Source organism: Bradyrhizobium sp. CW1, from assembly GCF_023100665.1.
Taxonomy (GTDB): Bacteria; Pseudomonadota; Alphaproteobacteria; order Rhizobiales; family Xanthobacteraceae; genus Bradyrhizobium; species Bradyrhizobium canariense_D.
This window is the reverse complement of the sequence record NZ_CP064684.1, coordinates 8219884-8245188: the sequence shown is the minus strand read 5'-3', so window position 1 is coordinate 8245188 and position 25305 is coordinate 8219884. Positions and strand designations below refer to the sequence as shown.

Sequence of the window (25305 nt, the reverse complement as noted above, 5' to 3'; positions counted from 1 at the left end):
GACAGCTAGCCAGAACTTGAAAGGAAGCCGCGTTAAGCGGGCATTATCCTTTTGTTTGAGTTAACTATTTGCCGACAATATGCCTGAATCCATGGCCGGTGTCGTGGAAAGAATGTCGTGACCGGCTGGCGACGGTCGGTCGGAAGAGAAACTGTCATGACGGGCCCACGTGATCCCAGATCCTCCTTTTCGGAGGAGTCTCCCGTTCAGGGGCCCCTGATGTCAGGGGCGACGCGGCGAAGCGCGCTCGGTCTGTTGCTCGGCGCGCCGCTGCTGTCGGCCTGCGCCGGCGTGCAGCAGAGCCTGAGCCAGTTCTCCAATCCGTTCAGCAGTTCCTCCCCGCCTCCGGCCCAGCCGGCCGGCCCGCCGCAACAGGCGACGACCGCCGGCACCGGCGGGGTGAAGGTTGCCGTGATCCTGCCGCTGTCGGCATCTGGCAATGCCGGCCTTGCCGCGCAGTCGATGCGCAACGCCGCCGAGATGGCGCTGGCCGAGTTCCAGAATCCCAACATCCAGCTCCTGATCAAGGACGACAATGGTAGCCCGCAGGGCGCGCAGGCCAGTGCGCAGCAGGCGGTCGATGAGGGCGCCGAGATCATCCTGGGGCCGCTATTCGCGCAGTCGGTGCCTGCGGTGGCGCAGATCGCGCGCACGCGCGGCATCCCGGTGATGGCGTTCTCGACCGATTCCAGCATCGCCGGCCGCGGTGTCTATCTGCTGAGCTTCCTGCCGGAGTCCGACGTCAACCGCATCGTCGAATATTCCGCCAGCATCGGGAAGCGCTCCGTCGCCGTGCTCGTGCCCGACAATGCCTATGGCAATGTGGTCGAGGCCGCGGTGAAGGCGGCGGTGCCGCGCCGCGGAGGGCGCATCGTCGCGTTCGAGAAATACGGCGCCGATCGCGCCACGCCGGCCCGGACCGTGGCGCAGCAGCTCGGCAGCGCCGATGCGCTGTTCATCGCCGATGATGGCGACGCCGTCGTCTCGGTCGCCGATGCGATGAGCGCGGCGGGTGCGAATCTGCGCAATATCCAGCTGCTCGGCACCGGCCTGTGGGACAGTCCGCGCGTCTATGCCAGCTCCAACTTGCAAGGCGGCCTCTACGCCGCGCCGGACCCGGCCGGCTTCCGCGCCTTCTCCGGCCGCTATCGCACCAAATATGGCGCCGAGCCCGTGCGCACCGCCACGCTTGCCTATGATGCGGTCGCCCTGGTGGCCGCGCTGGCGCGTACGCAGGGCACGACGCGCTTTTCGTCGGACGTGCTCACCAATCCCTCTGGCTTTGCCGGCATCGACGGCCTGTTCCGCTTTCGCGCCGACGGCACCAATGAGCGGGGCTTGGCGGTGATGAAGGTCACGACCGGCGGCGGCGTTGCGGTCGCGGGCTCGCCGAAGAGCTTTGGGGCGTAGCTGTTTCCTCGACGTCGTCCTGGCTTTCGCCAGGACGACGATGGAGAGACTTTACGCCGCGAGATCCGCGACCACCGCGTCCAGCACCGGAAAACCGCTGCTCGTCACGCGCAGCCGTCCCGTTGCATCCACCGTGATTGCACCTTCTTCGCTCAGCAGCGTGATGCGCTTGGGATCGAGTGAGCGGCCGGAGAGCGCTTTGTAACGCTCGGGGTCGATGCCCTCGGCGAGGCGCAATCCCATAAGCAGGAATTCGTCGGCGCGCTCTTCGCTGTTGAGGAGATCGTCGGTGACGACGCCGTGGCCGTTGGTCTCGACCCGCATCAGCCAGGCTTCGGGGCGCTTCTCGGTGGCGGTCGCGTGCCTGATACCGTCGATGTCGAGGCGGCCATGGGCGCCGGGGCCGATGCCGGCATATTCTTCGCCGCGCCAGTAGACCAGATTGTGCCGGCACTCGGCGCCGCGCCGCGCGTGATTTGAAATCTCGTAGGCGGGCAGGCCGAGCCTGTCGCAGGTCTCCTGCGTGACGTCGTAGAGCGCGCGTGCGACCGCTTCATCCGGCGTCTTCAGCTTGCCGGCTTGATGTAGGCCGAAGAACGGCGTGCCTTCTTCGATCGTCAATTGATAGAGCGACAGATGCTCGGCCGCCTCGCCGATCGCGAGACGCAATTCATCGGCCCACATCGCCGGCGTCTGGTCGGGACGGGCGTAGATCAGGTCGAACGAATAGCGATCGAACGAGCGGCGCGCGATAGCGACGGCATCGAGGGCCTCGCGCGCGCTGTGCATGCGGCCGAGCGCTTTCAGCGAGGCATCGTCGAGCGCCTGCACGCCGAGCGAGACGCGGTTGACGCCGGCGGCGCGATAGCCGGCGAAGCGCGTAGCCTCGACGCTGGTCGGGTTTGCCTCCAGCGTGACTTCGACGTCTTTCGCCACGGTCCAGTGCTTGCCGATGGCGTCGAGCACAGCGCCGACGGTTGCAGGCTGCATGAGCGAGGGCGTACCGCCGCCGAGAAAGATCGAGGTGACTTCGCGTCCGGGCGCGCGCTCGGCGGTCGCAGCGATTTCGCGCGCGAATGCTGACGCAAACCGCGGCTCGTTGATCGGGGCGTGGCGAACGTGGCTGTTGAAGTCGCAATAGGGGCACTTCGACAGGCAGAACGGCCAGTGCACGTAGACGCCGAAGGCTTCCTTAGCGCGGCTCAAGGCAGATCTCCGCCAGTTTCACGAAGGCGCGGGCACGATGCGACAGGCCGAGACCGAGCGGCGGCAGGCCGTGCTTCTCGATGCTCTCCATCTCGCCGAAGGTGCGGCTATGGCCGTCGGGCAAAAACATCGGGTCGTAGCCGAAGCCGGCGGTGCCGCGCGGCGGCCACACCAGCGTGCCGTCGACGCGCCCCTCGACCTCTTCGAGATGATCGTCGGGCCATGCAACGCAGAGCGCGGAAACGAAGTGCGCCTTGCGTTTGGCCGGCGTGGTCGCGCCGCGCTCCTGCAACAGACGCTCGATCTGCGCCATCGCTGCGGCAAAATCCTTGTTCGGGCCGGCCCAGCGCGCCGAGTAGATGCCGGGCGCGCCGTCGAGCGCGTCGACCACGATGCCGGAATCATCGGCGAAAGACGGCAGCTTCGTTGCCTGCGCCGCCGCGATCGCCTTGATCGCGGCATTGCTGCGGAAATCGTTTCCGGTTTCTTCCGGCTCGGGAAGGCCGAGCTCGCCGGCCGACACTGCTTCGATGCCGTAAGGCGCGAGTAGCTCCTTCATCTCGGCGAGCTTGCCGGGATTATGGGTCGCGATAACCAGCTTTCCGGTGATTCGGCGGTGCATCGGGCTATTGACTACGCTACCGCCAGTTTCTGCAAGTCCACGAGACGCGCGACGCCCTTGCGCGCCAGCGCCATCAACGCCAGGAACTCGGCTTCCGTGAATGGCTCGCGTTCCGCGGTGCCCTGGACCTCGATGATGCGGCCATCGCCGGTCATGACGAAATTGGCGTCGGTGTCGGCTTCGGAGTCCTCGGCATAGTCGAGGTCGAGCACGGGCGTGCCCTTGTAGATGCCGCAGGAGATCGCGGCGACGTTGTCGCGCAACACATTGGCCTTGACCATGTTGCGCGCCTTCATCCAGCTGACGCAATCGGCGAGCGCGACCCAGGCACCGGTGATCGAGGCGGTGCGGGTGCCGCCGTCGGCCTGGAGCACGTCGCAATCGACCGTGATCTGGCGCTCACCGAGCGCTTCGAGATTGATGATGGTGCGAAGCGAGCGGCCGATCAGGCGCTGGATTTCGACGGTGCGGCCGCTCTGCTTTCCGGCGGAGGCCTCGCGGCGGGTGCGTTCCGAGGTCGCGCGCGGCAGCATGCCGTATTCGGCGGTGACCCAGCCGCGGCCCTGGCCCTTCAGCCATGGCGGCAGGCGGTCTTCCAGCGTGGCGGTGACCAGCACGTGAGTGTCGCCGAATTTCACCAGGCACGAGCCTTCCGCATATTTGACCACGCCGCGCTCCAGCGTCACGGGGCGCAATTCGTCGGGCGCACGGCGGCTTGGCCGCATGGGAAATCCTCCAAAACTCTCAAAAAAGTGCTGTTGGCGGTGCTTGTAGGGGGGGTGAGGGTGGGCGGCAAGGGGGAAGATCGAGGCCTTCTTCACCCCCGATTTCCAATCCGCCAACGCCACGCTTGTCAGAAGCATCCGGGATAGACAAATTACCTGTGTCTTAGAGGAGTTACCGTCTGTGGCCCATCACGATCCGATCCATCTGATCGCGCCGCGCGCGGGCCTCGCCCAGCTCAACGAGCGTTCCCGCGACATCTTTCGTCAAATCGTCGAAAGCTATCTCGCGACCGGGGAGCCGGTGGGCTCGCGCAATATTTCGCGCCTGATTGCCATGCCGCTTTCGCCGGCCTCGGTCCGCAACGTCATGGCCGATCTGGAACAGCTTGGCCTAATCTACGCCCCGCACACCTCCGCCGGCCGATTGCCGACGGAACTTGGCCTGCGGTTCTTCGTCGATGCCCTGATGCAGGTCGGCGACCTCAATGACAGTGAACGGCAGGCGATCCAGAGCCAGTTGACCTCCGTCGGCCACGCGCAATCGGTGGAGGCTGCGCTCGAGGAGGCATTGACGCGGCTCTCCGGCCTGACCCGCGCCGCCGCCGTCGTGCTGACGCCGAAATCCAATGCGCGGCTGAAACATATCGAATTCGTCCGCTTGGAACCGGAAAAGGCATTGGTGATCCTGGTCGGCGAGGACGGGCAGGTCGAAAATCGCGTGTTGACGCTGCCGCCGGGAGTTCCATCCTCGGCGTTGACCGAAGCCGGCAACTTCCTCAATGCCCGCATTCGGGGCCGGACCCTGGCCGAGGCGCGGCTGGAGCTCGAGACCGCGCTCGGAGAGGCGCGCACCGAGCTCGATCAGCTGACGCACAAGGTGATCTCGGCCGGCATCGCCAGCTGGTCCGGCGGCGAGAACGAGGATCGTCAGCTCATCGTCCGCGGCCACGCCAATCTGCTCGAGGATTTGCATGCGCTGGAGGATCTCGAGCGCGTTCGCCTGCTGTTCGACGATCTCGAGACCAAGCGCGGCGTGATCGACCTGCTCGGCCGGGCCGAAACCGCGGAAGGCGTGCGGATCTTCATCGGCAGTGAGAACAAGCTGTTCTCGCTGTCGGGTTCGTCCACCATCATCTCGCCCTATCGGGACGCCGCCGGCCATATCGTCGGCGTTTTGGGCGTGATCGGGCCGACGCGGCTGAATTATGCCCGCGTGATCCCCACCGTGGACTACGCTGCCCGCATCGTCAGCCGGCTCTTGGGGGGCTGACCGGCGGCCGGGCCGATCACGGGCGCTTGATTTTCGCCGCCCGAAGCACGATATCCGGGCCAGAAACCCCCTGAGACGAATGCGAAAAGAGAGCCGATGACCGATCGAGACCGGCAACCCGAAGACACGAGTGCTGCGGCCGGCGAGCCCGTGGTGTCAAAACCCTACATCATGCCCGACGATCCCGAGCCCGGCTCCGTCGAGCTTCTGCAGAAGGAAGTCGCCGAGGCGCGCGACCGCATGCTGCGGACGCTGGCCGAAATGGAGAATTTGCGCAAGCGGACCACCAAGGAGGTCGCGGATGCCCGCCTCTACGGCATCACCGGCTTTGCCCGCGACGTGCTCGACATCGCCGACAACCTGCAGCGCGCGCTCGATGCCGTTCCGGCCGAAGCCCGTGCGGCGGCCGATGCAGGCCTCGCCTCGCTGATCGAGGGCGTCGAGCTGACTGAGCGCTCGCTGCTCAGCGCGCTGGAAAAACACGGCGTGAAGAAGTTCGACCCCTCGGGCCAGAAGTTCGACCCGAACTTCCAGCAGGCGATGTTCGAGGTGCCCGATGCGTCGGTGCCCGCAGGCACGGTCGTGCAGGTCATGCAGGCCGGCTACACCATCGGCGAGCGCGTGCTGCGTCCCGCCTTGGTCGGTGTCGCCAAGGGCGGCGCCAAGGTTGCGCCCGCTGCCAACAGCAACGAGCCGAACGGCGCGGCCAACTAAGTCGATCCTCATGGCGAGGAGGCGCGTCAGCGCCGTCTCGAACCATGCAGGCCGCGCTGCTGCAGCGCGGCCTTCATCCTTCGAGACGCGCGCGAAGAAGCGCGCTCCTCAGGCTGAGGGTCTTGCAGTTTTTTGACCGGGCCTACGCGCTCGCCGCGATATCCGCGGACTGAATCCGCTTCACGCCGGCCTTTGCCATGTCGGCCCAGGCTTTTGCCAGCGAACCCTGATTGTCGATGCCGCGGCAGGCGTCTTCCACCACATAGACCTCGAAGCCCGCCTTGCGCGCGTCGAGCGCGGTCCAGGCGACGCAGAAATCCGTCGCCAGCCCCGCGACGAAGACGCGCTTGATCTTGCGCGCCTTCAGATAGCCGGCGAGACCGGTCGAGGTCTTGCCGTCGGCTTCGAGGAAGGCCGAATAGCTGTCGACGTCCTTGTGAAAACCCTTGCGGATGATGAGCTCGGCGTGCGGGATCGCAAGGTCTTTCGACAGCGCGGCGCCGTCGGTGCCCTGCACGCAATGGTCGGGCCACAGCACCTGCTTGCCGTAGGGAAGATCGACGGTCTCGAACGGCTTCTTGCCGGCGTGGACTGACGCGAAGGAAATATGGCCTTGCGTGTGCCAGTCCTGCGTCATCACCACGTTCGAAAATGCTTTCGAGATCTTGTTGATGACGGGCACCACCTGCTCGCCTTCCTTCACGGCGAGGCTGCCGCCGGGCAGGAAGCAATTCTGCACGTCGATCACGAGCAGCGCGGATGCATCGTCCGGCTTGATCGATGCCGCTGCCAGAATTGCGGTTGGCGCGAGCGCCACGAGCGCGCTCGTCCCGAGCGCCGCCAAGACTTGTCGCCGATCCAGCATCATTCGCCTCCCTCCAGGATGAACTCAACGGAGGGGGAGCCTAGTTCCGTTCGTATACGAACAGAAGCCCGAAAATGCAGCCGGCTTTGGTGAGTGGTTGGGCTTGAGCCGCGGGTTCGGTGCACCTCTCCCGCTTGCGGATGCTGCTAGCCCTTCGGCTGGATGCCGTCGCGGACCGCGCGGAAGCGGGTGAAGGCGGCCGGCCATTGCTCGCGCGGGGCGCTGGCGATGATGCGCAGCGAGGCGCCGCCGCTGCTGAAGCGGATCCACTGCACCACGGTCACCGGCGTCTTGTCCTTGCCGCTGACGCCGTCGATCCGGGTCTCGAAACCCTGCTGGCCGCTGATGCGGATCGGCTCGGACATGGTGACGCGCGACTCGCGCACGCCGGGAATCTGGAGCGCCGCCTCTTGGGCGAAGCGGGCGCGGTCGTCGGCGGCTTGCGGTGTGGCGCCAATCACGCCGAGGATGATAAACGGCTTCGATTCATAGCCGGAGCTCTCGTCGCCGTCGGCCAGGATGATACTCGAGCCCGGCGCCAGCGTGCGGACGTCCTTGAAGTCGGCGAGATCGGTGATCTTGAACGGCATCAGTGCGATCTGCTCTTCGGCCGAGACCTGCTTCCGGGTGACGACGCTCGCGAACATCTGCCGCACCGCCTCGTCGGTGTAGATCTTGATCGCATTCTCCGGAATCTGCACCGCGACGTAGCCGGAGAAGCCGGCGCCCGGCACGATCATCGAATAGCGCCGCACTGGCGTCTCGCCCGCCTTGCCGCTCTCCGTGGTGAAATAGGCCACGCCCGCGGGCGTCTCGATCTTGTCCTGCTTGACGCCGTTGGTGCCGGCCGGGTTGGAGTTGAAGGCGCTCACGACCTCGCCATAGGCGGCCGGCGGCAGCTCCGTGATCAGCACCTTGACGTTGCCGTCCTCGCTCTCGAAGCCGGGAAAGGTCTTGGCCGTGCTGAGGCCGACCAATGGCACCATGCCGAGGCGCAAGCCGGGTGGGAAAACGGCGTCGGCGGCCAGAGCCGGAAGCGTAGAGGCGACGAGGAGGGCGAGCGCGGCGAGGGGGCGGATCAGCTTCATGGGCACTCTGATTGGTTCACATTGAGGCCGTTCGATGGTGGCCAGCCGGCCGCTTTGTCGCGCGAGGCAGCCCGAGGACGAGCCCGGCCGGCTGCCCGCCTTTTAACGGTTTTGGTCTGGCCGCAACAGGGCGGGGCGGGATGCGGTAGCGGATGCCGGCCAATCGCGGACCTGTTAATAATTCCTCACCCGCAAGGGCGGTGCAGCCCGGATATGTTCTTCCAAAACCCAATGTTTTCACGGCCGAAACTTGCGTTCGGTCCTTGCAGGCACCTCCCCCCCTCCTATATGACCCCCAACCATCGCAATATCGCGAATGTTTGATCTTAGGGGGTTTCGGTTCGGGTGCCTTCTGGGCCCAGCCAGCCTGCCGCAAAAACAAGGATACAGGACCATGGGAAAGGTCATCGGGATCGACCTCGGCACCACGAATTCGTGCGTCGCCGTAATGGATGGCAAGAACGCCAAAGTCATCGAGAATTCCGAAGGCATGCGCACGACGCCTTCGATCGTCGCCGTGACGGACGACGGTGAGCGCCTCGTCGGCCAGCCGGCCAAGCGCCAGGCCGTCACCAATCCCGAGCGCACGTTCTTCGCAGTGAAGCGCCTGATCGGCCGCCGCTACGACGACCCGATGGTCGAGAAGGACAAGAAGCTCGTTCCGTACAAGATCGTGAAGGCTTCCAACGGCGACGCCTGGGTCGAGGCCGACGGCCAGACCTACTCGCCCTCGCAGGTCTCGGCGTTCATCCTGCAGAAGATGAAGGAGACCGCGGAAGCCCATCTCGGCCAGAAGGTCGACCAGGCCGTCATCACCGTGCCCGCCTACTTCAACGACGCCCAGCGCCAGGCGACCAAGGACGCCGGCAAGATCGCGGGCCTTGAAGTGCTGCGCATCATCAACGAGCCGACCGCGGCCGCGCTCGCCTACGGCCTCGACAAGACCAAGGCCGGCACGATCGCCGTGTACGATCTCGGCGGCGGCACGTTCGATATCTCGATTCTCGAAATCGGCGACGGCGTGTTCGAGGTGAAGTCGACCAACGGCGACACCTTCCTCGGCGGCGAAGACTTCGACATGCGCCTGGTCGGCTATCTCGCCGACGAATTCCAGAAGGAGCAGGGCATCAACCTGCGCAACGACAAGCTCGCGTTGCAGCGCCTAAAGGAAGCCGCCGAAAAGGCCAAGATCGAGCTGTCGTCGACGACGCAGACCGAGATCAACCTGCCCTTCATCACCGCGGACCAGACCGGCCCGAAGCATCTGACGATGAAGCTCACCCGCGCCAAGTTCGAGGCGCTGGTCGATGACCTCGTTCAGAAGACCGTCGAGCCCTGCCGCAAGGCGCTGAAGGATGCCGGCCTCACCGCCGCCGAGATCGGCGAAGTGGTGCTGGTCGGCGGCATGTCGCGCATGCCGAAGGTCCAGGAAGTCGTGAAGCAGCTGTTCGGCAAGGAGCCGCACAAGGGCGTCAACCCAGACGAAGTCGTGGCGATCGGCGCCGCGATCCAGGCCGGCGTGCTTCAGGGCGACGTCAAGGACGTGCTGCTGCTCGACGTGACCCCGCTGTCGCTGGGCATCGAGACTCTGGGCGGCGTGTTCACCCGCATCATCGACCGCAACACCACGATCCCGACCAAGAAGAGCCAGGTGTTCTCGACCGCCGAGGACAGCCAGAACGCGGTCACCATCCGCGTCTTCCAGGGCGAGCGTGAAATGGCGGCCGACAACAAGATGCTCGGCCAGTTCGACCTGATGGGCATTCCGCCGGCCCCGCGCGGCATGCCGCAGATCGAGGTGACCTTCGACATCGACGCCAACGGTATCGTCAACGTCTCGGCCAAGGACAAGGCCACGTCCAAGGAGCAGCAGATCCGCATCCAGGCCTCCGGCGGTCTGTCGGAAGCCGACATCGAGAAGATGGTCAAGGACGCCGAGGCCAATGCCGAGGCGGACAAGAAGCGCCGCGAGGCCGTGACTGCCAAAAACGACGCGGATGGACTGGTGCATTCGACTGAGAAGGCACTGGCCGAGCACGGTTCGAAGGTCGCCGAGACCGAGCGCCGCGCCATCGAGGATGCCGTCAGCGACCTCAAGGAAGCGCTGAAGGGCGACGATGCCGAAGCGATCAAGGCCAAGACCCAAACGCTGGCCCAGGCTTCGATGAAGCTCGGCGAGGCCATGTACAAGCAGCAGGCCGAGGCCGACGCCAAGAAGGATGCGGCCAAGGACGACGTCGTCGACGCGGAATTCACCGAAGTCGACGACGACAAGACCAACAAGAAGTCCGCCTGAACCCCGCGAGGGTGATGATGCGGACGGCTTGGACCCTCCACACGCCAACGGCCTCCTCCCTCGCGGGGGAGGCCATCGTGTCGGGCTCGACAAGCCAAGGCACTGATAAAATCGGCACTGATAAAATCGGGGCCGTTACGATCGATCAATTCCCAGCCGTTATTCTGAACACTGCCGTGCAATCCTCTGCCGCGAGGCGGAAGGGTGCTTATATCGCTGCATGGCGACGTTGCTTCGCTCCGACTTGAATCGCGATCGGATAGACCGAGCTCATCATGTCCACGTCCACCAAGCGCTGCTACTACGAAACCCTCGAAGTCGAACGCGATGCCGACGATTCCGCGCTGAAATCGTCGTTCCGCAAGCTGGCGATGAAGTTTCACCCCGACCGTAATCCCGGGGACAACACCAGCGAAGTCAAGTTCAAGGAAATCAACGAGGCCTACGAGGTCCTGAAAGACAAGGACAAGCGCGCCGCCTATGACCGTTACGGCCATGCCGCCTTCGAGCAGGGCGGCGGTGGCGGCGCCGGTTTCGGCGCGGGCTTCGCCTCCTCCTTTTCCGACATTTTCGAAGATTTGTTCGGCATGGCCGGACAGCGCGGGGGCCGTGGCGGCCGCGAGCGCGGCGCCGACCTGCGCTACAACATGGAAATCACGCTCGAGGAAGCTTTTGGCGGCAAGACCGCGCAGATCGAGATCCCGGTCTCGGTCACTTGCGAAGCCTGCTCGGGCATCGGAGCCAAGGCCGGTACCAAGCCGAAGACCTGCTCGACCTGCGGCGGCGCCGGACGCGTACGGCAGTCGCAGGGCTTCTTCACGCTGGAGCGAACCTGTCCGGGCTGCCAGGGCCGCGGCCAGATGATCGAGGACGCCTGCCCGTCCTGCTCGGGTCAGGGGCGCGTCACCCGCGAGCGGACGCTGTCGGTCAACATTCCCCCTGGAGTCGAGGACGGCACCAGGATCAGGCTTGCCGGCGAGGGCGAGGCCGGGGTCCGCGGCGGCCCGCCCGGCGACCTCTACATCTTCCTGTCGCTGGCCCAGCACCAGTTCTTCCAGCGCGACGGCGCCGATCTGCATTGCCGCGTGCCGATCTCGATGGTGACGGCGGCGCTTGGCGGCGAGTTCGAGGTGCCGACCATCGAGAAGGGCAAGACCAAGGTGAAGGTCCCTGCGGGGACCCAGTCCAGCCGTCGATTCCGCATCGCATCAAAAGGCATGCCGGTGCTGCGCTCGCGCCAGATGGGCGACATGTACGTTCAGGTCGTGGTCGAGACCCCGCAAAATCTCACCAAAAAGCAGCAGGAATTGCTGGCCGAGTTCGACAAACTCTCCTCCGGCAACACCCAGCCGGAATCCGAGGGTTTCTTCACCAAGGTCAAGGATTTCTTCGGTAATCGGGCGAGTTGACGCGTCTTGACCGTGCCGCTTTCGGCCTATACGTCTTTATGACCATTTTCTGACACGCCGCGGTCCCGCGGTCCCGGCCGGTCCCGACATGCCATTGCCATCGTCCGCGCGTGCGTTGAAGAAGCCCCGTCTCGATGACGAGGTGCGTTTTCTCCGGTCATGGATCGAAAAGCCCCTGCACATGGGTGCGGTGATGCCGTCGGGCAAGCTGCTGGCCCGGACCATGGCCCATTACGTCGACGTCAATTCGGACGCACCGGTGGTCGAGCTTGGGCCCGGCACCGGCGCCATCACCTCGGCCCTGGTCGAGCGCGGCGTCGATCAGAAACGTCTCGTCCTCGTCGAATACAATCCGGGCTTCTGCGCCCTGCTGCGCGACCGCTATCCGCAGGCCAAGGTGGTGCAGGGCGATGCCTATCGTCTGCGCGACACCCTGTGGAACGTGCTGAGCGCGCCGGCCTCCGCGGTCGTCTCCGGCCTGCCGCTGGTCACAAAACCGATGCTGACGCGGCTGCGGCTCATCCGCGACGCCTTCACGGCCCTGGCGCCCGGTGCGCCCTTCGTCCAGTTCACCTATGCGGTGGTGCCGCCGATTCCGAAATCGCTGCCCGGCGTGTCCACAGAGGCCTCCGAACGGATCTGGATGAACCTTCCGCCGGCCCGCGTCTGGGTGTATCGCAAGGACTAATTCCGCCGGCATTCCTGTTTGCGTGGCGGTCTCGTTTCGCCGAACGCATGGAAGCGGATGTCCGCACCGAAAATTCTGATCATTCCCGGCTCCCTGCGCACCGGCTCGCAAAATGCGAAGCTGGCAGCGGTCGCTGCCTATGCATTCGATCAGGCCGGTGTCGACGTCACCCGGATCTCGCTCGCCGATTTTCCGCTGCCGATTTATGACGGCGACCTGCAGGCCAAATCCGGTGTGCCGAAGCACGCGATCAATCTCAAGCGCATGATCGGCGCGCATCATGGCGTGTTGATCGTCTCGCCCGAATACAACGCCTCGGTGCCGCCGCTGCTGAAGAACGCGATCGACTGGGTCAGCCGCGTGCATGAGCTGCACGAGCCGCGCGGCGAGGTGTTCCGCAACCGCGTCTTCGCGCTCGCCGGCGCCTCGCAGAGCCGGCTTGGCGCGGCTCGCGCGCTGCAGGCGTTGCGGCTGATCCTGACCTCCTGCCACGCCAATGTGATTGCCAGCCAGCTGACGCTCGCCTTTGCCGACCAGGCCTATGACGATATGGACAGGCTGAAGCACGAGGGCGATATCGCCGCGTTGAAGGAACTGGTGCGGCAGTTGATCGACGTTTCCCAACGCATGATGTGAGGTGACATGACGCCAGCCGAGATTGCCCCGAAAGACCGCCTGATCGTCGCGCTCGATCTGCCCAGCGTTGATGCCGCGGAAGCTATGGTCAACCGGCTCGGCGACAGCGTCACCTTCTACAAGATCGGCTATCGGCTCGCTTATGCCGGCGGCTTGCCGCTGGTCGGCAAGCTCGCCGACCAGGGCAAGAAGGTCTTTCTCGATCTCAAGCTGCACGACATCGGCAACACCGTGGCGCAGGGCGTCGACAGCATCACAAGGCTCGGCGCGACCTTCCTCACCGTGCACGCTTATCCGCAGACCATGAAGGGTGCCGTCGAAGGTCGCGGCAGCTCGAACCTGAAGATCCTCGCCGTCACTGTTCTGACGTCCTACAACGAGGACGATCTGCACGCGGCAGGCTTCCGGCTCGGCGTCTCCGAGCTCGTCGAAGCGCGCGCGCAGCAGGCGCAGGTGCTCGGCATCGACGGGCTGGTATCGTCGCCCGAGGAAGTCGGAGCCTTGCGCAAGATCGTCGGCCACCAGATGAGCCTCGTCACCCCCGGCATCCGGCCGGCGGGCGCCGCGAGCGGCGACCAGAAACGCATCATGACGCCGGGCCGCGCGATTGCGGCCGGCGCGGATTATCTCGTGGTCGGGCGGCCGGTGGTGGAAGCCACGGACTCCAGGGCGATCGCCGAGGCCATCCAGGCCGAGATCGCGCAAGCGCTCGGCTAACTACCAACACAGGGAGAAGAACAATGGCAAAAGGCTACTGGATCGGACGCGTCGACGTGAGCAGTGACGAGGGCTACAAGCCCTATGCCGTCGCCAATGGTCCGATCTTCAAGAAATGGGGTGGCCGCTTCGTCGTCCGCGCCGGCAAGTTCACCACCGTCGAAGGCGCCAGCCGCACCCGCAATGTCGTGATCGAATTCCCGGACTACGAGACCGCGATCGCCTGCTACAACTCGCCGGAATACCAGGCCAACATCAAGGTGCGCCAGCCGCACTCCGTCGCCGACCTCATCGTCATCGAGGGCTATGACGGCCCGCAACCGTCAGACGGCTGAGGCGCGAACTCCTCTTATTACTCTTGCCGAAATGCTCGGCCTGCATGGTTCGCCCGGCGATGCAGAGCATCGTCCGGAACGCCCGCCTTGCGGGCTCCTCACCATGAGGGTCTGATATCTTGCCGCAAGACGCGACCTCATCCTGAGGGCCGCCACAGGCGGGCGTCTCGAAGGATGGCCGCAGGCGACCTGCCCCTAATCCCCCTCGGTTGCCGGAACTGCATCCCCCCGCTACAACGGCCGTGAGAGGATCGCACCATGTCCGATATGCGCTTGATCGTTGCTGGAGCCGGCGGCCGGATGGGCCGGGCGCTGACGCGGGCGATTGCCGAGACCAAAGGCGCGGTGCTGGCCGGCGCGCTGGAGGCGCCGGGCTCGGAGCTGCTCGGCAAGGATGCCGGCGTGCTGGCAGGTCTGCCGGCCAATGGCATCAAACTCTCCGGCGATCTCTGGGCGATGTCGAAGGACGCCGACGGCATTCTGGATTTCACCGTGCCCGCGGCGACCCTCGCCAATGTCGCGATCGCCGCCGAGCGCGGCCTCGTGCACGTGGTCGGAACGACCGGCCTGTCGGGCTCCGACAACGCCGTGATCAAGAGCGTCACCAACCGCGCCGTCGTGGTGCAGTCCGGCAATATGAGCCTGGGTGTCAATCTGCTTGCCGCTGTGGTCAAGCGAGTCGCCAAGGCGCTCGACGAGAGCTTCGACATCGAGATCGTCGAGACCCATCACCGCATGAAGATCGACGCGCCCTCGGGCACGGCACTGATGCTGGGCCAGGCCGCAGCTAGCGGCCGCGGCATCGCGCTCGACGAGCATGCAGACCGCGGCCGCGACGGCATCACCGGCGCACGCAAGCCCGGCGACATCGGCTTTGCGTCGTTGCGCGGCGGCACCGCGGCCGGCGATCACAGCGTGAGCTTCCTCGGCGCGTTCGAGCGCCTGACGCTGTCGCATCACGCGGAGGATCGCATGCTGTTCGCCCACGGCGCGCTGAAAGCCGCGCTCTGGGCGCATGGCAAGAAGCCGGGGCACTACTCCATGGCCGACGTACTCGGCCTGTCCGACATCTGAACGAAGCATGATCCGGAAAAGTGTGAAGCGGTTTTCCGACAAGATCATGCTTAAACAACGAACGAAACGGAAAAGCAGTCGATGAGCGAACGTCTTCTCGTGCTGGTGCGGCACGGCCAGAGCGAATGGAATCTGAAGAACCTCTTCACGGGCTGGAAGGATCCTGATCTCACCGAGCTCGGCGTCAAGGAAGCCTCGGAAGCCGGCCGCAAGCTGAAGGCGCAGGGTCTCGTGTTCGACGTTGCATACACCTCGGTCTTGACGCGCGCACAGCACACGCTCGATCTCATTCTCGGCGAGCTCGACCAGAAGGGCCTGTCGACGACGAAGAACCTCGCGCTGAACGAGCGCGACTATGGCGATCTCTCCGGTCTCAACAAGGATGACGCCCGCAAGAAATGGGGCGAGGACCAGGTGCTGATCTGGCGCCGCTCCTACGACGTGCCGCCGCCCGGTGGCGAAAGCCTGAAGGACACGCTGGCGCGCGCGCTGCCGTATTACGTGCAGGAGATCCTGCCCGGCGTGCTCAACGGCAAGCGCACATTGGTCGCGGCTCACGGCAATTCGCTGCGCGCGCTGATCATGGTGCTGGAAAAGCTCTCGCCCGAAGGCATTTTGAAGCGCGAGCTCGCCACCGGCGTGCCGATCATCTACCGGCTCAATGCGGATTCGACGGTGGCATCGAAGCTGGATCTGGCGGGATAAAGACGTTCGCGCGCGACTGAGTCCCGCCAAGCACTCGGTGTCGTCCTGGCTTTCGCCAGGACGACTAAGTGGGGCAGTTTACGCGTGGCAACTCTTACTGCAGCCCCAGCTGCCCGGCCTCCCAGCCCAGCATCGCCTGCTTGCGAGTGATGCCCCAGTGGTAGCCGGTGAGCGTGCCGCTCTTGCCGAGCGCGCGGTGGCAGGGCACGACGAAGGACACCGGGTTCTTGCCGACGGCGGCGCCGACGGCGCGTGACGCTTTCGGGCTGTTGATGTTGCAGGCGATGTCCGAATAGGACACCGCGCGGCCCATCGGGATCTTCAGCAAGGTCTCCCACACCCGCACCTCGAAATCGGTACCGATCATCACCACGCGCAGCGGCTGGTCCGGCCGCCAGAGTTTTGTGTCGAAGATGCGCTGCGCCAATGGTGCGGTACCTTCGTGATCCTCGACGTAAGTTGCGTTCCGCCATCGCCGCGTCATATCGGCAAGCGCCACCTGTTCCTCACCGGGATCGGCGAAAGCGAGTCCCGACAATCCGCGATCGGTCGCGATCACGATCGCGGTGCCGAACGGTGAGTGATGGAAGCCGTAGCGCAAGGTGAGGCCGGCGCCGCCGTTCTTCCATTCGCCCGGCGACATCGCCTCATGGGTGACGAAGAGATCGTGCAGCCGGCCCGGACCCGACAAACCGGAGTCAAGCGCGGCGTCGAGGATACTCGCCGAATCCCTGAGCAAGCCCTTGGCGTGATCGAGCGTGAGCGCCTGCATAAAAGCCTTCGGCGTGATCGAGGCCCAGCGGCGGAACAGATGGTGCAGCTCGTCCGGGGTGACGCCGGCCGCATCCGCCATCGCCTCGATGGTCGGCTGCGTGCGCCATTTTTCGGAGATGAAGGCGATCGCCCGGCGCACGGAATCATAGTCGCGCATCGCGGCGTTCTGGGAGCCCGGCCCGGCCAGGCGCTGGTCATGTATCGCGAGTGTCATCATGCCTGGAAATGTAGGAGGGGGCGGGGTACGAAACCACCCGATTTCCGATCCGCAAATCAGGTCACCGGATTGTAGGTCGGACCGCGCCTGGCGGCATTTAAGGCCTCAACCAAACCCTTGTAGAAACTTGCCTTTTCGTCCGGCCCCAGGAAGCGGGCGATCTGGATCTGGTGACCTCGCGAGATCAGATAGAGGTGCTCGATGCCAAAATCCTCGTCGATTTCCATGTCGAGTCGAACCCAGAGCGGATTGAAGGTCCATTCGACGACCTGGCCATGCTGGCTGACGCGCCGCACGCGCAATTCAGATGGCGTGACCACGATCTCCTCGCTGGCCCGCGCCGCACGGAAATTGGCCTTGAAAGCCCACCAGATCACCAGCACGTCGAGGCCGAAAAAGCCGAACACCGGCCAGGCGCCCATCATCAGGAAGACGAGGCCGGTGACGAAGCTGACGGTGCTCAGGAACAGCATCACGGCGAGGAAGCCGGTGCGGTTCAGCGAGCGGTGCGGCGTCAGGCGCGCGGAAAAGATCTGAGGCTCAGCCTCGCTTGCAGATCGTTCGCGCTCAATTTCATTGCCTGTGCTCATCGTCCCTCAGTATATCCCGATCATGGCGAAAATCACCCGCACGCCGGCCCCCCGCAAAACGTCCGTGCCGAAGAAAAAGGCGAAGGTGGCCGCCGCGAAGCCCAAGGCCCCCGGCAAGAAATCTCTCAAAGCCATGAAACCCTGGACGCCGCCCGAAGTCCGCGAGGCCTTCAGCCGTTTCCGCAAGGCTAACCCGGAGCCAAAGGGGGAGCTCGAGCACGTCAATCCGTTCACGCTGCTGGTTGCCGTGGTGCTGTCGGCACAGGCGACTGACGCCGGCGTCAACAAGGCGACGCGCGCGCTGTTTGCGGTCGCCGACACGCCCCAGAAGATGCTTGACCTCGGCGAGGAACGCCTGCGCGAGTACATCAAGACCATCGGGCTCTATCGCACCAAGGCCAGAAACGTCATCGCGCTGTCGGCGAAGCTGCTCAGCGAGTTCGGCGGCGAGGTGCCGCGCACGCGCGTCGGGATCGAGTCGTTGCCCGGCGCCGGGCGCAAGACCGCCAATGTCGTGCTCAACATGGCCTTCGGCGAGCACACCATGGCGGTCGATACGCATGTCTTCCGCGTCGGCAACCGGACCGGACTTGCGCCCGGCAAGACGCCGCTGGAGGTCGAGCTCGGTCTCGAAAAGGTGATCCCGGCCGAGTTCATGCTGCATGCCCATCATTGGCTGATCCTGCATGGCCGCTATACTTGCCTCGCGCGCAAGCCGCGCTGCGAGGTTTGCCTGATCAACGATCTCTGCCGGTGGCCGGAAAAGACGGTCTGAAAATAGCGTTCGGGAAAGTGGTTTGGAGTCTAGCGTGAGTCAGCAGGAACAAATCTCGCCATCGCCACCTCCTGCTACACCGCCGCCGCCACCGAAGCCAACGCAGCCACCGGCGAGTTCGCTCTGGAGCCGGCTCGCGATTCCGCTGTTCGCGGTGATCGTCGCGCTCGGCTTCGTCGCGCTTGCAACGCAGCGCTTCGACGAATGGGTCGGCAATTCGGTGGTCCAGACCACCAACGACGCCTATGTGCGCGCCGAGCTGACGCGGCTCGCCAGTCGCGTCTCCGGCGAAGTGCTGACCGTCGGGGTCACCGACTTCCAGCGCGTCAAGGCCGGCGATCTCCTGATCCAGATCGATCCTGCCGACTATGAGACGCAAGTCGCGCAGGCCGAAGCGGCGGTCGCCGCTGCGCAGGCCGTGCTCGACAATCTGGCGAACCAGATCGAGCTGCAATATGCGACGATCGCGCAGGCGCAAGCCGCGCGGCTCTCGGCCGAAGCCGTGGAGGTCGAGGCGCGGCAGGAGCAGGAGCGTCAGCAGTCGCTGTCGCAGACCGAATCCGGTACGCGGCAGCGCTTCGAACAGGCGGTCGCAGGCTATGCCAAGGCGCAGGCCGACGTGCGCGCGAGCCGCGCCGTGATCGCGGCCCAGCAGCATCAGCTCGAAGTCCTGCAAGGCACCAGGAAGCAGCGCGCGGCCGATCTCGAAGCGACCAAGGCGACGCTGGCGAGCGCGAAGCTAAAGCTCGGCTACACCAAGATATCCGCGCCGTTCGATGGCGTCGTCGGCGAGCGACAGGTCCAGCCCGGCGACTACGTCAACATCGGCACCAACCTCATCAACGTCGTGCCGTTGCCGAAGGTCTATGTGATCGCGAATTACAAGGAGACCCAGCTTACCCACGTCGCACCGGGTCAGCCGGTCGAGATCACCGTCGACAGTTTCCCGCGCGAGAAGCTGCGCGGCCGGGTCGAGCGCATTGCGCCCGCGACCGGCGCGCAGGTCGCGCTGCTGCCACCGGACAACGCAACCGGCAACTTCACCAAAGTCGTGCAGCGCATTCCCGTGCGCATCCAGTTCGACGACAACCAGCCGCTGCTGGCGCGGCTGGTGCCGGGCATGTCGGTCGTCACCAGCATCGACACCAAGGCCGGCAATGGCGGAAAATGACGATTCCAGTCGCGGACCGCTCTCGCGCGGCGGCGTCGCCCCGCAGCCGCTGTTTGCGGTGGCGGCGGTGCTGCTCGGCTCGTTCCTCGCCAATTTTGACAGCCGGCTGACCACGATTGGCCTGCCGGACCTGCGCGGCGCGTTCTCGCTCTCGTTCGACGAAGGCGCATGGCTCTCCACGGCGGGCATCGGCTCGCAGATCTTCATCGCGCCCGCGGTGGCCTGGCTTGCCACCGTATTCGGCCTGCGTCGCGTGCTGGGTATCCCCAGCCTCGTCTATGCCGCGGTCTCGCTGATCATCCCGTTCGTGCACGACTATCCGACATTGCTCGCGCTCAGCGTCGTGCATGGCCTCCTGCTCGGCACCTTCGTGCCGGCGACGCTGATGATCGTGTTCCGCAATTTACCGATCCGCTGGTGGCTTCCGGCGATCTCGATCTATTCGATCCGCGTCGGCTTCGCGCTCGATACATCGAGCTCGCTGGTCGGCTTCTATGTCGACCATCTCGGCTGGCAATGGCTGTACTGGCAGAGCGTCCTGATCGCGCCGCTGATGGGCCTGATGGTCTATTGGGGCACGCCGAATGAGCCGGTGAATCGCGCTTTGCTGCGCGACGCCGATTGGGGCGGCATGCTGCTGCTCGGCGCCGGCGTCTCGATGATCTATGCCGGGCTCGACCAGGGCAACCGTCTGGACTGGCTGGGGTCGGGGACTGTGATGGCGTTGATCATTGCCGGCGCGGTGCTGGTCGCGGGCTTCCTCGTCAACGAGTCCCTGGTGCGGCAGCCCTGGGCGCATGTGAACGTCTTGTTCTCGCGCAATATCGGCCTGGGGCTGGTCCTGATCCTGCTCTACACGCTGACCAGCCTCTCCAACGCGTCGCTGGTGCCGAATTTCCTCGCCACCATCGCCCTGCTCAGGCCGGAGCAGAGTGGCTTGCTGCTGCTCACCTATGGCGCCTTGCCAATGTTCGTGCTGGTGCCGCTCTCGATCTGGCTGCTGCGGCATTTCGATACGCGCACGGTGGTGGTCGTGGGATTTGCCTGTTTCGCCGCCGCCAATCTCTGGGGCACGCAGCTCAGCCATGATTGGGCGCGCGAGGATTTCGCGGGCATCGTGCTGCTCCAGGCGATCGGGCAGTCGCTGACCTTGCTGCCGCTGATCATCACGCTGCTGTCCAACTCCGATCCGAGCCGTGCGACCTCGTTTGCCGCCTATATCCAGATCATGCGGCTCGGTGGCGCCGAGATCGGCGTCGCGTTGATGGGGACGTGGCTGCGCGTCCGCGAGCAGATCCATTCCTTCTATCTCGGCCAGAATCTCGGTGTCGGCGACGTCGACGTGGTCCGCATGCTGAAACAGCTCGCCGACCATTTTGCGGCCCATGGTGCCGGCTCGGCACAGGCACGCGCGGTCGGTACGCTCGCCGGCCTCGTCCAGCGCGAGGCCAATGTGCTCGCCTATATCGACGGCTTCTGGCTGTGCTTCTGGGTCGCGATGGCGGCGCTCGGCGTCGTCGCCCTAGTCACCCGTGCCCCGCCCGGCCCGTTCACGCCGGCGCCGTTCGGCTTCGCCAGGATGCTGTTGCGCAGATGCGGAGTGCCCCTGACGTAGGTTCAGGATCCAGACGACCCACGCGCCGAGCGACGGTCCGGGTTGGCTCTGACTATAACGTCAGACCACAAGCCCGACGGATGGCGATCTGAACCGGCGAGGGTGGCAACGCCGGGTCGAACTCGCCTGTTGGCAGCAGCGGCGGCTGTGCCATGAAACGCGGGCGCTTCCCCCGGTGAGGTTGCGCGGCGTGAACCAGGAATGGATGGCAGAGATAAACGGTCCCTGCCGCACCGATTGCCAGTTCAACGTCGCAATCTTCCGTAGAAGCGTAACCGTTGGCAGAGATCTGCTCCAGCGTTGCGCCTGCATCGCCATAGGGCAGCAGCTCCCGGGCGATGGTGGCGTGCGAACCTTTCCGTATCTTCGTTGGCGCATCCTCAGGGCCTACGCCCGAGAACAGGAAGAGCATTAGCAATGCGCGTCCGCTGCTCTTCACATTGACGCGCCACTGCATGAAATCCGGATTATCGAAGCCGAAACTCATGTCCACATGCCAGCCATCATCACCAGGGGATTCCGGTGAGGGAAAGCGGACCGGAAAAGTTCCGAGCGCATTGGGCGCGATCCAGCGGCGGTCACCCGCGAGTTGGTCATAGGCTTCGTGCAGGATCGGCGTGTTGGCGGCTTCAATGAATGGTGGCGAGGTCTTGGATCCCACCCGAATGACCGGCTGGGTCCAGCTTTCGGGCTCGTGTGGCGATAGACCAATATCCGCCCACAATTCGTCCCTGCATTGTTCCGCAAGGTGCGTGCTGAAGGCGTTCTCGATCTTGATGAAACCGTCGTCGATGAAGTTTAGGACCCGATGAGAGGTCACGCCGATGCGCTCGGTTTTGGGCATTGCACATTTCTCCGTTCGGCCACCGCGTCAGCGCAGCCGTCTTGATCTGATTGGCGCGATACGCCGGAACGACTTGGTCGCTCAGATCAGCGGGAAGAATGTGGACATGAAAATCATGCTGCGTACCTTACGGCGGCGGAGAGCAAAATCAAGACAAGCGGGACGCAGAGCGCCTCTACGAGGGGGCGTCGTACGAGCGCGCCGCCAAGTCCGCTTGACCTACCGCATCTGCCGCGCCGGCTCGATCAGCTCGGGCCGCGGACCTGACAGCCGCTTGTGCATGTGAACCATGAAGGCCATGGCGAAGATCGGCGTCGCCAGATTGACGATCGGGATCGAGACGAAGGCTGCGATGAACAGGCCCGCGGTGAAGATGGTGGCGGCGTTGTCGCGCCGCATCGCCTTGGCTTCCTCCGGCGAGCGAAACCGCATCGCCGCGAGCTCGAAATATTCGCGGCCGAGCAGCCAGGCCGTGGCGAGGAAGAAGACCAGGAAACCGGCGCCGGCGAAAAGCACCAGCGGTAATGCGACCAGATAGACCAGGATCGTCAGCAGCGCGGTCTTGACGCCCTCGTAGATCGCCTGGCTGAACGGCAGCGCGATCCCCGGCCGCTCCGCCGGATAGTGCTCGCGCTCGACGATGTCGGCGACGTCGTCGACGAACACGCTCGCAACCAGGGAGGTGATCGCGGGCATCAGGAACACAGCCCCGAACACGACGCCGAGGCCCGCGGCGATCGAAATGATCCAGGACAACACCTCGAGCGATGAGTGCCAACCCGGACCGAGCAGGCCTTCCAGCCACGCCTCGCCACAGGTCGCAAACCAGCTCAGCAGCCGCTGCAAGCCGATCGCCAGCACGATGATCAGCACCAGTGCGACGCCGATCGACCGCCACAGGATCGAGCGCATCGGCGGCGAGATCATTTGTGACAGCGCCTTGACGGCGGCATCCAGCATGGGAGTTCCTCTCACGAAATCACCCGCGAGAGGTAGACACCCCGGGCCACTTCGGCAAGGGAGATCGGCGGCACCGCTTATGGCCGGATTGACCGCTGGCATCAACGAAGCCACGATGAATTCGGCAAGACCGTTGCTCCACCAACCCGCTTGACAACAAGCGGAACCAGCGCGGCAAAGGAACAGGCGCATATGGCGATGGAAGAATCGGCGGACGGATTGCCGCTTGCAGGCGTGCGCGTGGTCGAGATGACCCACATGGTCATGGGCCCGACCTGCGGCATGATCCTGGCGCAGCTCGGAGCCGACGTGATCAAGGTCGAGCCGCCTGCGGGCGACAAGACCCGGAGCTTGGGGGGCATGGGGACCGCCTTTTTCCCATTGTTCAACCGCGGCAAGCGCAGCGTGGTGCTGGATTTCGAGAAGACTGAGGATCGCGACACCATGCACCGGCTGCTGGCGACCGCCGACGTGTTCCTTGAGAATTTTCGCGACGGCCAGCTCGGTAAGCAGGGGCTTGGCGCGGACGAATTGCGCCGCCGGCATCCGGGTCTGATCATTGCCGGCCACAAGGGATTCCTCTCCGGTCCCTACGAGCACCGCCCCGCGCTCGACGAGGTGGTGCAGATGATGGCGGGCCTTGCCGCCATGACCGGCACCAGCGAAAAGCCCCAGCGCGTCGGCTCGTCCGCCAACGACATCATGGGCGGCATGTTCGGTGTGATCGCGATCCTCGCGGCGCTCTATCAGAAGCGCGGAGGAAAACGCGACGGCGCCGACATCCGCATCGGCCTGTTCGAGAACTGCCTGTTTCTGGTTGCCCAGCACATGGTCGAATACGAGATGACCGGGAACAAGCCGCGCTCGATGCCGGAGCGCGAGCATGCCTGGCCAATCTATGACATCTTCGAGACCGCCGGCGGCGAGCGCATCTTCATCGGCGTCGTCACCGAAGGCCATTGGCAGAGCTTTTGCCGCGAGTTCGGCCTGACTGAATTCCTCGATGATCCCGCCTTGCGCACCACGACCGATCGCATCCTGGCGCGTGGCCGGATCATTCCGCGCGCGGCCGGGATCATCAGGCAGTGGGACGTGGCAAGACTGTCCGAGAGGCTCGATGCGCTCAACATCTGCTTTTCGCCGATCAACCGGCCCGAGGATCTCTTCACCGATCCGCATGTGCTGCGGCCGGGCGGGCTCGTCAACAATGTCACCGCCGACGGCAAGCCGTTCCGGGTGCCGGCGCTGCCGATCGAATGGAACGGCAGCCATATCGGCGAAGGCCTGAGGGTCGCGCCGCTCGGCGCCGACACTGCGGCCGTTCGCGCCGAGATCGACAATGAAAATGAAGATGTCACGTCAAAAACAACAGGGAGGCGCGGATGAGCCGGATTCAGGAGATTTACCCCGCAGAACGCGTCAGCCTGCGCGAAGTCGGCCTGCGCGACGGGCTCCAGCTCGTGAAGAAAATTCCGTCCACCGACGCCAAGCAACGCTGGGTGCGCGAGGAATATGCCGCTGGCGTGCGGCATTTCGAGGTCGGCTCGTTCCTGCCGGCGAAGACTTTTCCGCAATTCGTCGATGTTCGTGATGTCGTCGCGACCGTCGCTTCATTGTCCGGCGCGCATGGCATCGCGCTTGCGCTCAACGAACGCGGCGTGAACGAGGCGCTGGAATCCGGCGTCGGCGAAATCGCCTCCGTGGTCTCTGCGACGGAAGAGCACAGCCAGGCCAATGCGCACCGCTCGCGCGAGTCCGCCATCGCCAATCTGAAACGCCTGTGCGAGATGCGCGATGCCACCAGCCACAAGCCGCTCGTCAACGCGGCGATCTCGATGGCGCTGGGCTGCTCGATCACCGGGGCGGTCGACCCTGCAGAAGTGCTGCGGCTGGTCGACAAATGCCTCGAAGCCGGTGTCGATTTCGTCGGCATCGCCGACACCGTGGGCTATGCCGGGCCGAAGCAGGTGGCGGAGCTGACGCGCGCCGCGGTGAAGCTCGCAGGGTCGAAGCCGATCTGCATCCATCTACACGATACCCGCGGCATGGGCATCGCGAACGCGGCCGCGGCGCTCGACGAAGGCGCGCGGATCCTCGACGGCTCGCTCGGCGGCCTCGGTGGCTGCCCCTTCGCCCCCGGTGCGACCGGCAATGTCGTGTTCGAGGATCTCGTGTTCCTGTGCGAGAGCAAGGGCTTTGCGACCGGCATCGATTTGGAGAAGCTGATCACGGTGCGCAGGATCCTGCGCGAGGAGATGCCGAACGAGCAGCTCTACGGCGGCCTCGCTCGGGCGGGATTGCCGGGTGGGAGCGCGGCGAAGGCGGCTTAAATCCGCAAGCGGAACGCCCTTCCCTTCTCCCCCTTGCGGGAGAAGGTGGCGCGAAGCGCCGGATGAGGGGTCTCTCTCCGCAAGCTCGAAGGAAAGTAGTCGCGGAGACATACCCCTCACCCGTCTCGCCGCTTCGCGGCAAGCCACCCTTTCTCACAAGGGGAGAGGGGAACGCACCGCCTGCGCGGCAAATCTACTCATGCCGGTGCGCGTGCTGGCGTGCCTTCGTCGGCTCCGCTTCGTCCAGGCTACGCGCATCTTACCGCGTT

Annotated in this window: 25 protein-coding genes; 16 read left to right on the top strand and 9 right to left on the bottom strand. The window is 64.9% G+C overall.

Translation table 11 applies throughout. From position 1 onward, the window contains the following. Nucleotides 1–219: 219 nt before the first annotated feature. Complete coding sequence (locus IVB54_RS39320) at nucleotides 220–1410, top strand: penicillin-binding protein activator (protein ID WP_018459611.1); 1191 nt, start codon at nucleotides 220–222, stop codon at nucleotides 1408–1410. Between the two features lie 51 nt (nucleotides 1411–1461). On the opposite strand, the gene hemW is transcribed toward IVB54_RS39320, so the two are convergent. Genes hemW through rph form a run of 3 tightly spaced genes read right to left on the bottom strand, consistent with a single transcriptional unit; the run spans nucleotide 1462 to nucleotide 3963 of the window. Continuing rightward, nucleotides 1462–2616 carry a radical SAM family heme chaperone HemW gene (gene hemW / locus IVB54_RS39315; RefSeq protein ID WP_247777017.1) on the bottom strand — a complete coding sequence of 385 codons (1155 nt, stop codon included), beginning with the start codon at nucleotides 2614–2616 and terminating at the stop codon, nucleotides 1462–1464. Beyond that, nucleotides 2603–3238, bottom strand: coding sequence for an RdgB/HAM1 family non-canonical purine NTP pyrophosphatase (rdgB, locus tag IVB54_RS39310; protein WP_018459609.1), 636 nt, complete (start codon nucleotides 3236–3238; stop codon nucleotides 2603–2605). Before rdgB ends, hemW begins: the two co-directional genes overlap by 14 nt. Nucleotides 3239–3249: 11 nt before the next feature. Next, the gene (gene rph, locus IVB54_RS39305; RefSeq protein ID WP_007598482.1) at nucleotides 3250–3963 is read right to left on the bottom strand and encodes a ribonuclease PH; all 714 of its coding nucleotides are present in this window, start codon (nucleotides 3961–3963) and stop codon (nucleotides 3250–3252) included. Nucleotides 3964–4144: 181 nt separating this feature from the next. Between rph and hrcA the strand changes: the two genes are divergently transcribed. Together hrcA and grpE are read left to right on the top strand one after the other, a co-directional pair. Continuing rightward, entirely contained in the window at nucleotides 4145–5233 is a 1089-nt protein-coding gene (gene hrcA, locus IVB54_RS39300; RefSeq protein ID WP_007598483.1) for a heat-inducible transcriptional repressor HrcA, read from the top strand. A 96-nt stretch (nucleotides 5234–5329) separates the two neighbouring features. Further along, nucleotides 5330–5947 (top strand): nucleotide exchange factor GrpE, encoded by a 618-nt coding sequence (grpE, locus tag IVB54_RS39295; protein WP_018459608.1) that lies wholly within the window; start codon nucleotides 5330–5332, stop codon nucleotides 5945–5947. 142 nt (nucleotides 5948–6089) lie between these two features. Here the strand turns inward: grpE and pncA are convergent, their stop codons facing one another. Together pncA and IVB54_RS39285 are read right to left on the bottom strand one after the other, a co-directional pair. Then, nucleotides 6090–6812, bottom strand: a complete 723-nt coding sequence (pncA, locus tag IVB54_RS39290; RefSeq protein WP_026233851.1) for a bifunctional nicotinamidase/pyrazinamidase — start codon at nucleotides 6810–6812, stop codon at nucleotides 6090–6092. Nucleotides 6813–6958: 146 nt separating this feature from the next. Beyond that, nucleotides 6959–7900, bottom strand: a complete 942-nt coding sequence (locus IVB54_RS39285) for a hypothetical protein (RefSeq protein ID WP_018459606.1) — start codon at nucleotides 7898–7900, stop codon at nucleotides 6959–6961. 394 nt (nucleotides 7901–8294) lie between these two features. Here IVB54_RS39285 and dnaK point away from each other — a divergent pair, with 394 nt between their 5' ends. From dnaK to IVB54_RS39245, 8 genes are all read left to right on the top strand, one after another. Then, on the top strand, nucleotides 8295–10196 hold the full coding sequence (gene dnaK / locus IVB54_RS39280; protein ID WP_007598490.1) for a molecular chaperone DnaK: 1902 nt from the start codon (nucleotides 8295–8297) through the stop codon (nucleotides 10194–10196). Between the two features lie 275 nt (nucleotides 10197–10471). Next, a complete protein-coding gene (gene dnaJ / locus IVB54_RS39275) occupies nucleotides 10472–11605 on the top strand; it encodes a molecular chaperone DnaJ (RefSeq protein WP_018459605.1) in 1134 nt (377 codons plus the stop codon). An 88-nt stretch (nucleotides 11606–11693) separates the two neighbouring features. Continuing rightward, nucleotides 11694–12293 carry an rRNA adenine N-6-methyltransferase family protein gene (locus IVB54_RS39270; RefSeq protein ID WP_007598495.1) on the top strand — a complete coding sequence of 200 codons (600 nt, stop codon included), beginning with the start codon at nucleotides 11694–11696 and terminating at the stop codon, nucleotides 12291–12293. A gap of 57 nt (nucleotides 12294–12350) precedes the next feature. After that, the gene (locus IVB54_RS39265; protein WP_026233850.1) at nucleotides 12351–12929 is read left to right on the top strand and encodes an NAD(P)H-dependent oxidoreductase; all 579 of its coding nucleotides are present in this window, start codon (nucleotides 12351–12353) and stop codon (nucleotides 12927–12929) included. 6 nt (nucleotides 12930–12935) lie between these two features. Next, on the top strand, nucleotides 12936–13646 hold the full coding sequence (gene pyrF / locus IVB54_RS39260; protein ID WP_018459602.1) for an orotidine-5'-phosphate decarboxylase: 711 nt from the start codon (nucleotides 12936–12938) through the stop codon (nucleotides 13644–13646). A gap of 23 nt (nucleotides 13647–13669) precedes the next feature. Further along, on the top strand, nucleotides 13670–13981 hold the full coding sequence (locus IVB54_RS39255; protein ID WP_018459601.1) for a DUF1330 domain-containing protein: 312 nt from the start codon (nucleotides 13670–13672) through the stop codon (nucleotides 13979–13981). A 258-nt stretch (nucleotides 13982–14239) separates the two neighbouring features. Continuing rightward, a complete protein-coding gene (gene dapB / locus IVB54_RS39250) occupies nucleotides 14240–15055 on the top strand; it encodes a 4-hydroxy-tetrahydrodipicolinate reductase (protein WP_018459600.1) in 816 nt (271 codons plus the stop codon). Nucleotides 15056–15136: 81 nt separating this feature from the next. Continuing rightward, nucleotides 15137–15760, top strand: coding sequence for a 2,3-bisphosphoglycerate-dependent phosphoglycerate mutase (locus IVB54_RS39245; protein ID WP_018459599.1), 624 nt, complete (start codon nucleotides 15137–15139; stop codon nucleotides 15758–15760). A gap of 94 nt (nucleotides 15761–15854) precedes the next feature. On the opposite strand, the gene IVB54_RS39240 is transcribed toward IVB54_RS39245, so the two are convergent. Both IVB54_RS39240 and IVB54_RS39235 read right to left on the bottom strand, forming a co-directional pair. Continuing rightward, the gene (locus IVB54_RS39240; RefSeq protein WP_018459598.1) at nucleotides 15855–16751 is read right to left on the bottom strand and encodes a bifunctional helix-turn-helix domain-containing protein/methylated-DNA--[protein]-cysteine S-methyltransferase; all 897 of its coding nucleotides are present in this window, start codon (nucleotides 16749–16751) and stop codon (nucleotides 15855–15857) included. A 56-nt stretch (nucleotides 16752–16807) separates the two neighbouring features. After that, a complete protein-coding gene (locus IVB54_RS39235; protein ID WP_247777016.1) occupies nucleotides 16808–17341 on the bottom strand; it encodes a DUF2244 domain-containing protein in 534 nt (177 codons plus the stop codon). 22 nt (nucleotides 17342–17363) lie between these two features. Between IVB54_RS39235 and nth the strand changes: the two genes are divergently transcribed. From nth to IVB54_RS39220, 3 genes are read left to right on the top strand one after another with little or no spacing between them, the layout of a single operon-like run. Beyond that, nucleotides 17364–18116 carry an endonuclease III gene (gene nth / locus IVB54_RS39230; RefSeq protein WP_026233849.1) on the top strand — a complete coding sequence of 251 codons (753 nt, stop codon included), beginning with the start codon at nucleotides 17364–17366 and terminating at the stop codon, nucleotides 18114–18116. 34 nt (nucleotides 18117–18150) lie between these two features. After that, nucleotides 18151–19287 (top strand): HlyD family secretion protein, encoded by a 1137-nt coding sequence (locus IVB54_RS39225; RefSeq protein ID WP_026233848.1) that lies wholly within the window; start codon nucleotides 18151–18153, stop codon nucleotides 19285–19287. Then, entirely contained in the window at nucleotides 19274–20902 is a 1629-nt protein-coding gene (locus IVB54_RS39220) for an MFS transporter (RefSeq protein WP_018459593.1), read from the top strand. The genes IVB54_RS39225 and IVB54_RS39220 overlap by 14 nt, the downstream gene beginning before the upstream one ends. Before the next feature lie 52 nt (nucleotides 20903–20954). On the opposite strand, the gene IVB54_RS39215 is transcribed toward IVB54_RS39220, so the two are convergent. Both IVB54_RS39215 and IVB54_RS39210 read right to left on the bottom strand, forming a co-directional pair. Beyond that, nucleotides 20955–21746 carry a phytanoyl-CoA dioxygenase family protein gene (locus IVB54_RS39215; protein ID WP_018459592.1) on the bottom strand — a complete coding sequence of 264 codons (792 nt, stop codon included), beginning with the start codon at nucleotides 21744–21746 and terminating at the stop codon, nucleotides 20955–20957. A 219-nt stretch (nucleotides 21747–21965) separates the two neighbouring features. After that, nucleotides 21966–22706: a sulfate transporter family protein gene (locus IVB54_RS39210; RefSeq protein WP_247777015.1), complete on the bottom strand. Its 741-nt coding sequence runs from the start codon at nucleotides 22704–22706 to the stop codon at nucleotides 21966–21968. Between the two features lie 192 nt (nucleotides 22707–22898). Here IVB54_RS39210 and IVB54_RS39205 point away from each other — a divergent pair, with 192 nt between their 5' ends. Further along, the gene (locus tag IVB54_RS39205) at nucleotides 22899–24092 is read left to right on the top strand and encodes a CoA transferase (protein WP_018459590.1); all 1194 of its coding nucleotides are present in this window, start codon (nucleotides 22899–22901) and stop codon (nucleotides 24090–24092) included. Beyond that, on the top strand, nucleotides 24089–25036 hold the full coding sequence (locus IVB54_RS39200) for a hydroxymethylglutaryl-CoA lyase (RefSeq protein WP_018459589.1): 948 nt from the start codon (nucleotides 24089–24091) through the stop codon (nucleotides 25034–25036). The genes IVB54_RS39205 and IVB54_RS39200 overlap by 4 nt, the downstream gene beginning before the upstream one ends. The last annotated feature ends 269 nt before the right edge of the window (nucleotides 25037–25305 follow it).

What these genes read in the sequence shown, in the direction of transcription:
- IVB54_RS39240 (WP_018459598.1), bottom strand. Translation starts at nt 16,751, where the DNA reads ATGATGACACTCGCGATACATGACCAGCGCCTGGCCGGGCCGGGCTCC.
- pncA (WP_026233851.1), bottom strand. Translation starts at nt 6,812, where the DNA reads ATGCTGGATCGGCGACAAGTCTTGGCGGCGCTCGGGACGAGCGCGCTC.
- grpE (WP_018459608.1), top strand. Translation starts at nt 5,330, where the DNA reads ATGACCGATCGAGACCGGCAACCCGAAGACACGAGTGCTGCGGCCGGC.
- rph (WP_007598482.1), bottom strand. Translation starts at nt 3,963, where the DNA reads ATGCGGCCAAGCCGCCGTGCGCCCGACGAATTGCGCCCCGTGACGCTG.
- rdgB (WP_018459609.1), bottom strand. Translation starts at nt 3,238, where the DNA reads ATGCACCGCCGAATCACCGGAAAGCTGGTTATCGCGACCCATAATCCC.
- IVB54_RS39215 (WP_018459592.1), bottom strand. Translation starts at nt 21,746, where the DNA reads ATGCCCAAAACCGAGCGCATCGGCGTGACCTCTCATCGGGTCCTAAAC.
- dnaK (WP_007598490.1), top strand. Translation starts at nt 8,295, where the DNA reads ATGGGAAAGGTCATCGGGATCGACCTCGGCACCACGAATTCGTGCGTC.
- IVB54_RS39265 (WP_026233850.1), top strand. Translation starts at nt 12,351, where the DNA reads ATGTCCGCACCGAAAATTCTGATCATTCCCGGCTCCCTGCGCACCGGC.
- IVB54_RS39320 (WP_018459611.1), top strand. Translation starts at nt 220, where the DNA reads ATGTCAGGGGCGACGCGGCGAAGCGCGCTCGGTCTGTTGCTCGGCGCG.
- IVB54_RS39200 (WP_018459589.1), top strand. Translation starts at nt 24,089, where the DNA reads ATGAGCCGGATTCAGGAGATTTACCCCGCAGAACGCGTCAGCCTGCGC.
- IVB54_RS39210 (WP_247777015.1), bottom strand. Translation starts at nt 22,706, where the DNA reads ATGCTGGATGCCGCCGTCAAGGCGCTGTCACAAATGATCTCGCCGCCG.
- IVB54_RS39220 (WP_018459593.1), top strand. Translation starts at nt 19,274, where the DNA reads ATGGCGGAAAATGACGATTCCAGTCGCGGACCGCTCTCGCGCGGCGGC.
- pyrF (WP_018459602.1), top strand. Translation starts at nt 12,936, where the DNA reads ATGACGCCAGCCGAGATTGCCCCGAAAGACCGCCTGATCGTCGCGCTC.
- IVB54_RS39285 (WP_018459606.1), bottom strand. Translation starts at nt 7,900, where the DNA reads ATGAAGCTGATCCGCCCCCTCGCCGCGCTCGCCCTCCTCGTCGCCTCT.
- IVB54_RS39205 (WP_018459590.1), top strand. Translation starts at nt 22,899, where the DNA reads ATGGCGATGGAAGAATCGGCGGACGGATTGCCGCTTGCAGGCGTGCGC.
- IVB54_RS39245 (WP_018459599.1), top strand. Translation starts at nt 15,137, where the DNA reads ATGAGCGAACGTCTTCTCGTGCTGGTGCGGCACGGCCAGAGCGAATGG.
- IVB54_RS39270 (WP_007598495.1), top strand. Translation starts at nt 11,694, where the DNA reads ATGCCATTGCCATCGTCCGCGCGTGCGTTGAAGAAGCCCCGTCTCGAT.
- dapB (WP_018459600.1), top strand. Translation starts at nt 14,240, where the DNA reads ATGTCCGATATGCGCTTGATCGTTGCTGGAGCCGGCGGCCGGATGGGC.
- IVB54_RS39235 (WP_247777016.1), bottom strand. Translation starts at nt 17,341, where the DNA reads ATGAGCACAGGCAATGAAATTGAGCGCGAACGATCTGCAAGCGAGGCT.
- dnaJ (WP_018459605.1), top strand. Translation starts at nt 10,472, where the DNA reads ATGTCCACGTCCACCAAGCGCTGCTACTACGAAACCCTCGAAGTCGAA.
- IVB54_RS39255 (WP_018459601.1), top strand. Translation starts at nt 13,670, where the DNA reads ATGGCAAAAGGCTACTGGATCGGACGCGTCGACGTGAGCAGTGACGAG.
- nth (WP_026233849.1), top strand. Translation starts at nt 17,364, where the DNA reads ATGGCGAAAATCACCCGCACGCCGGCCCCCCGCAAAACGTCCGTGCCG.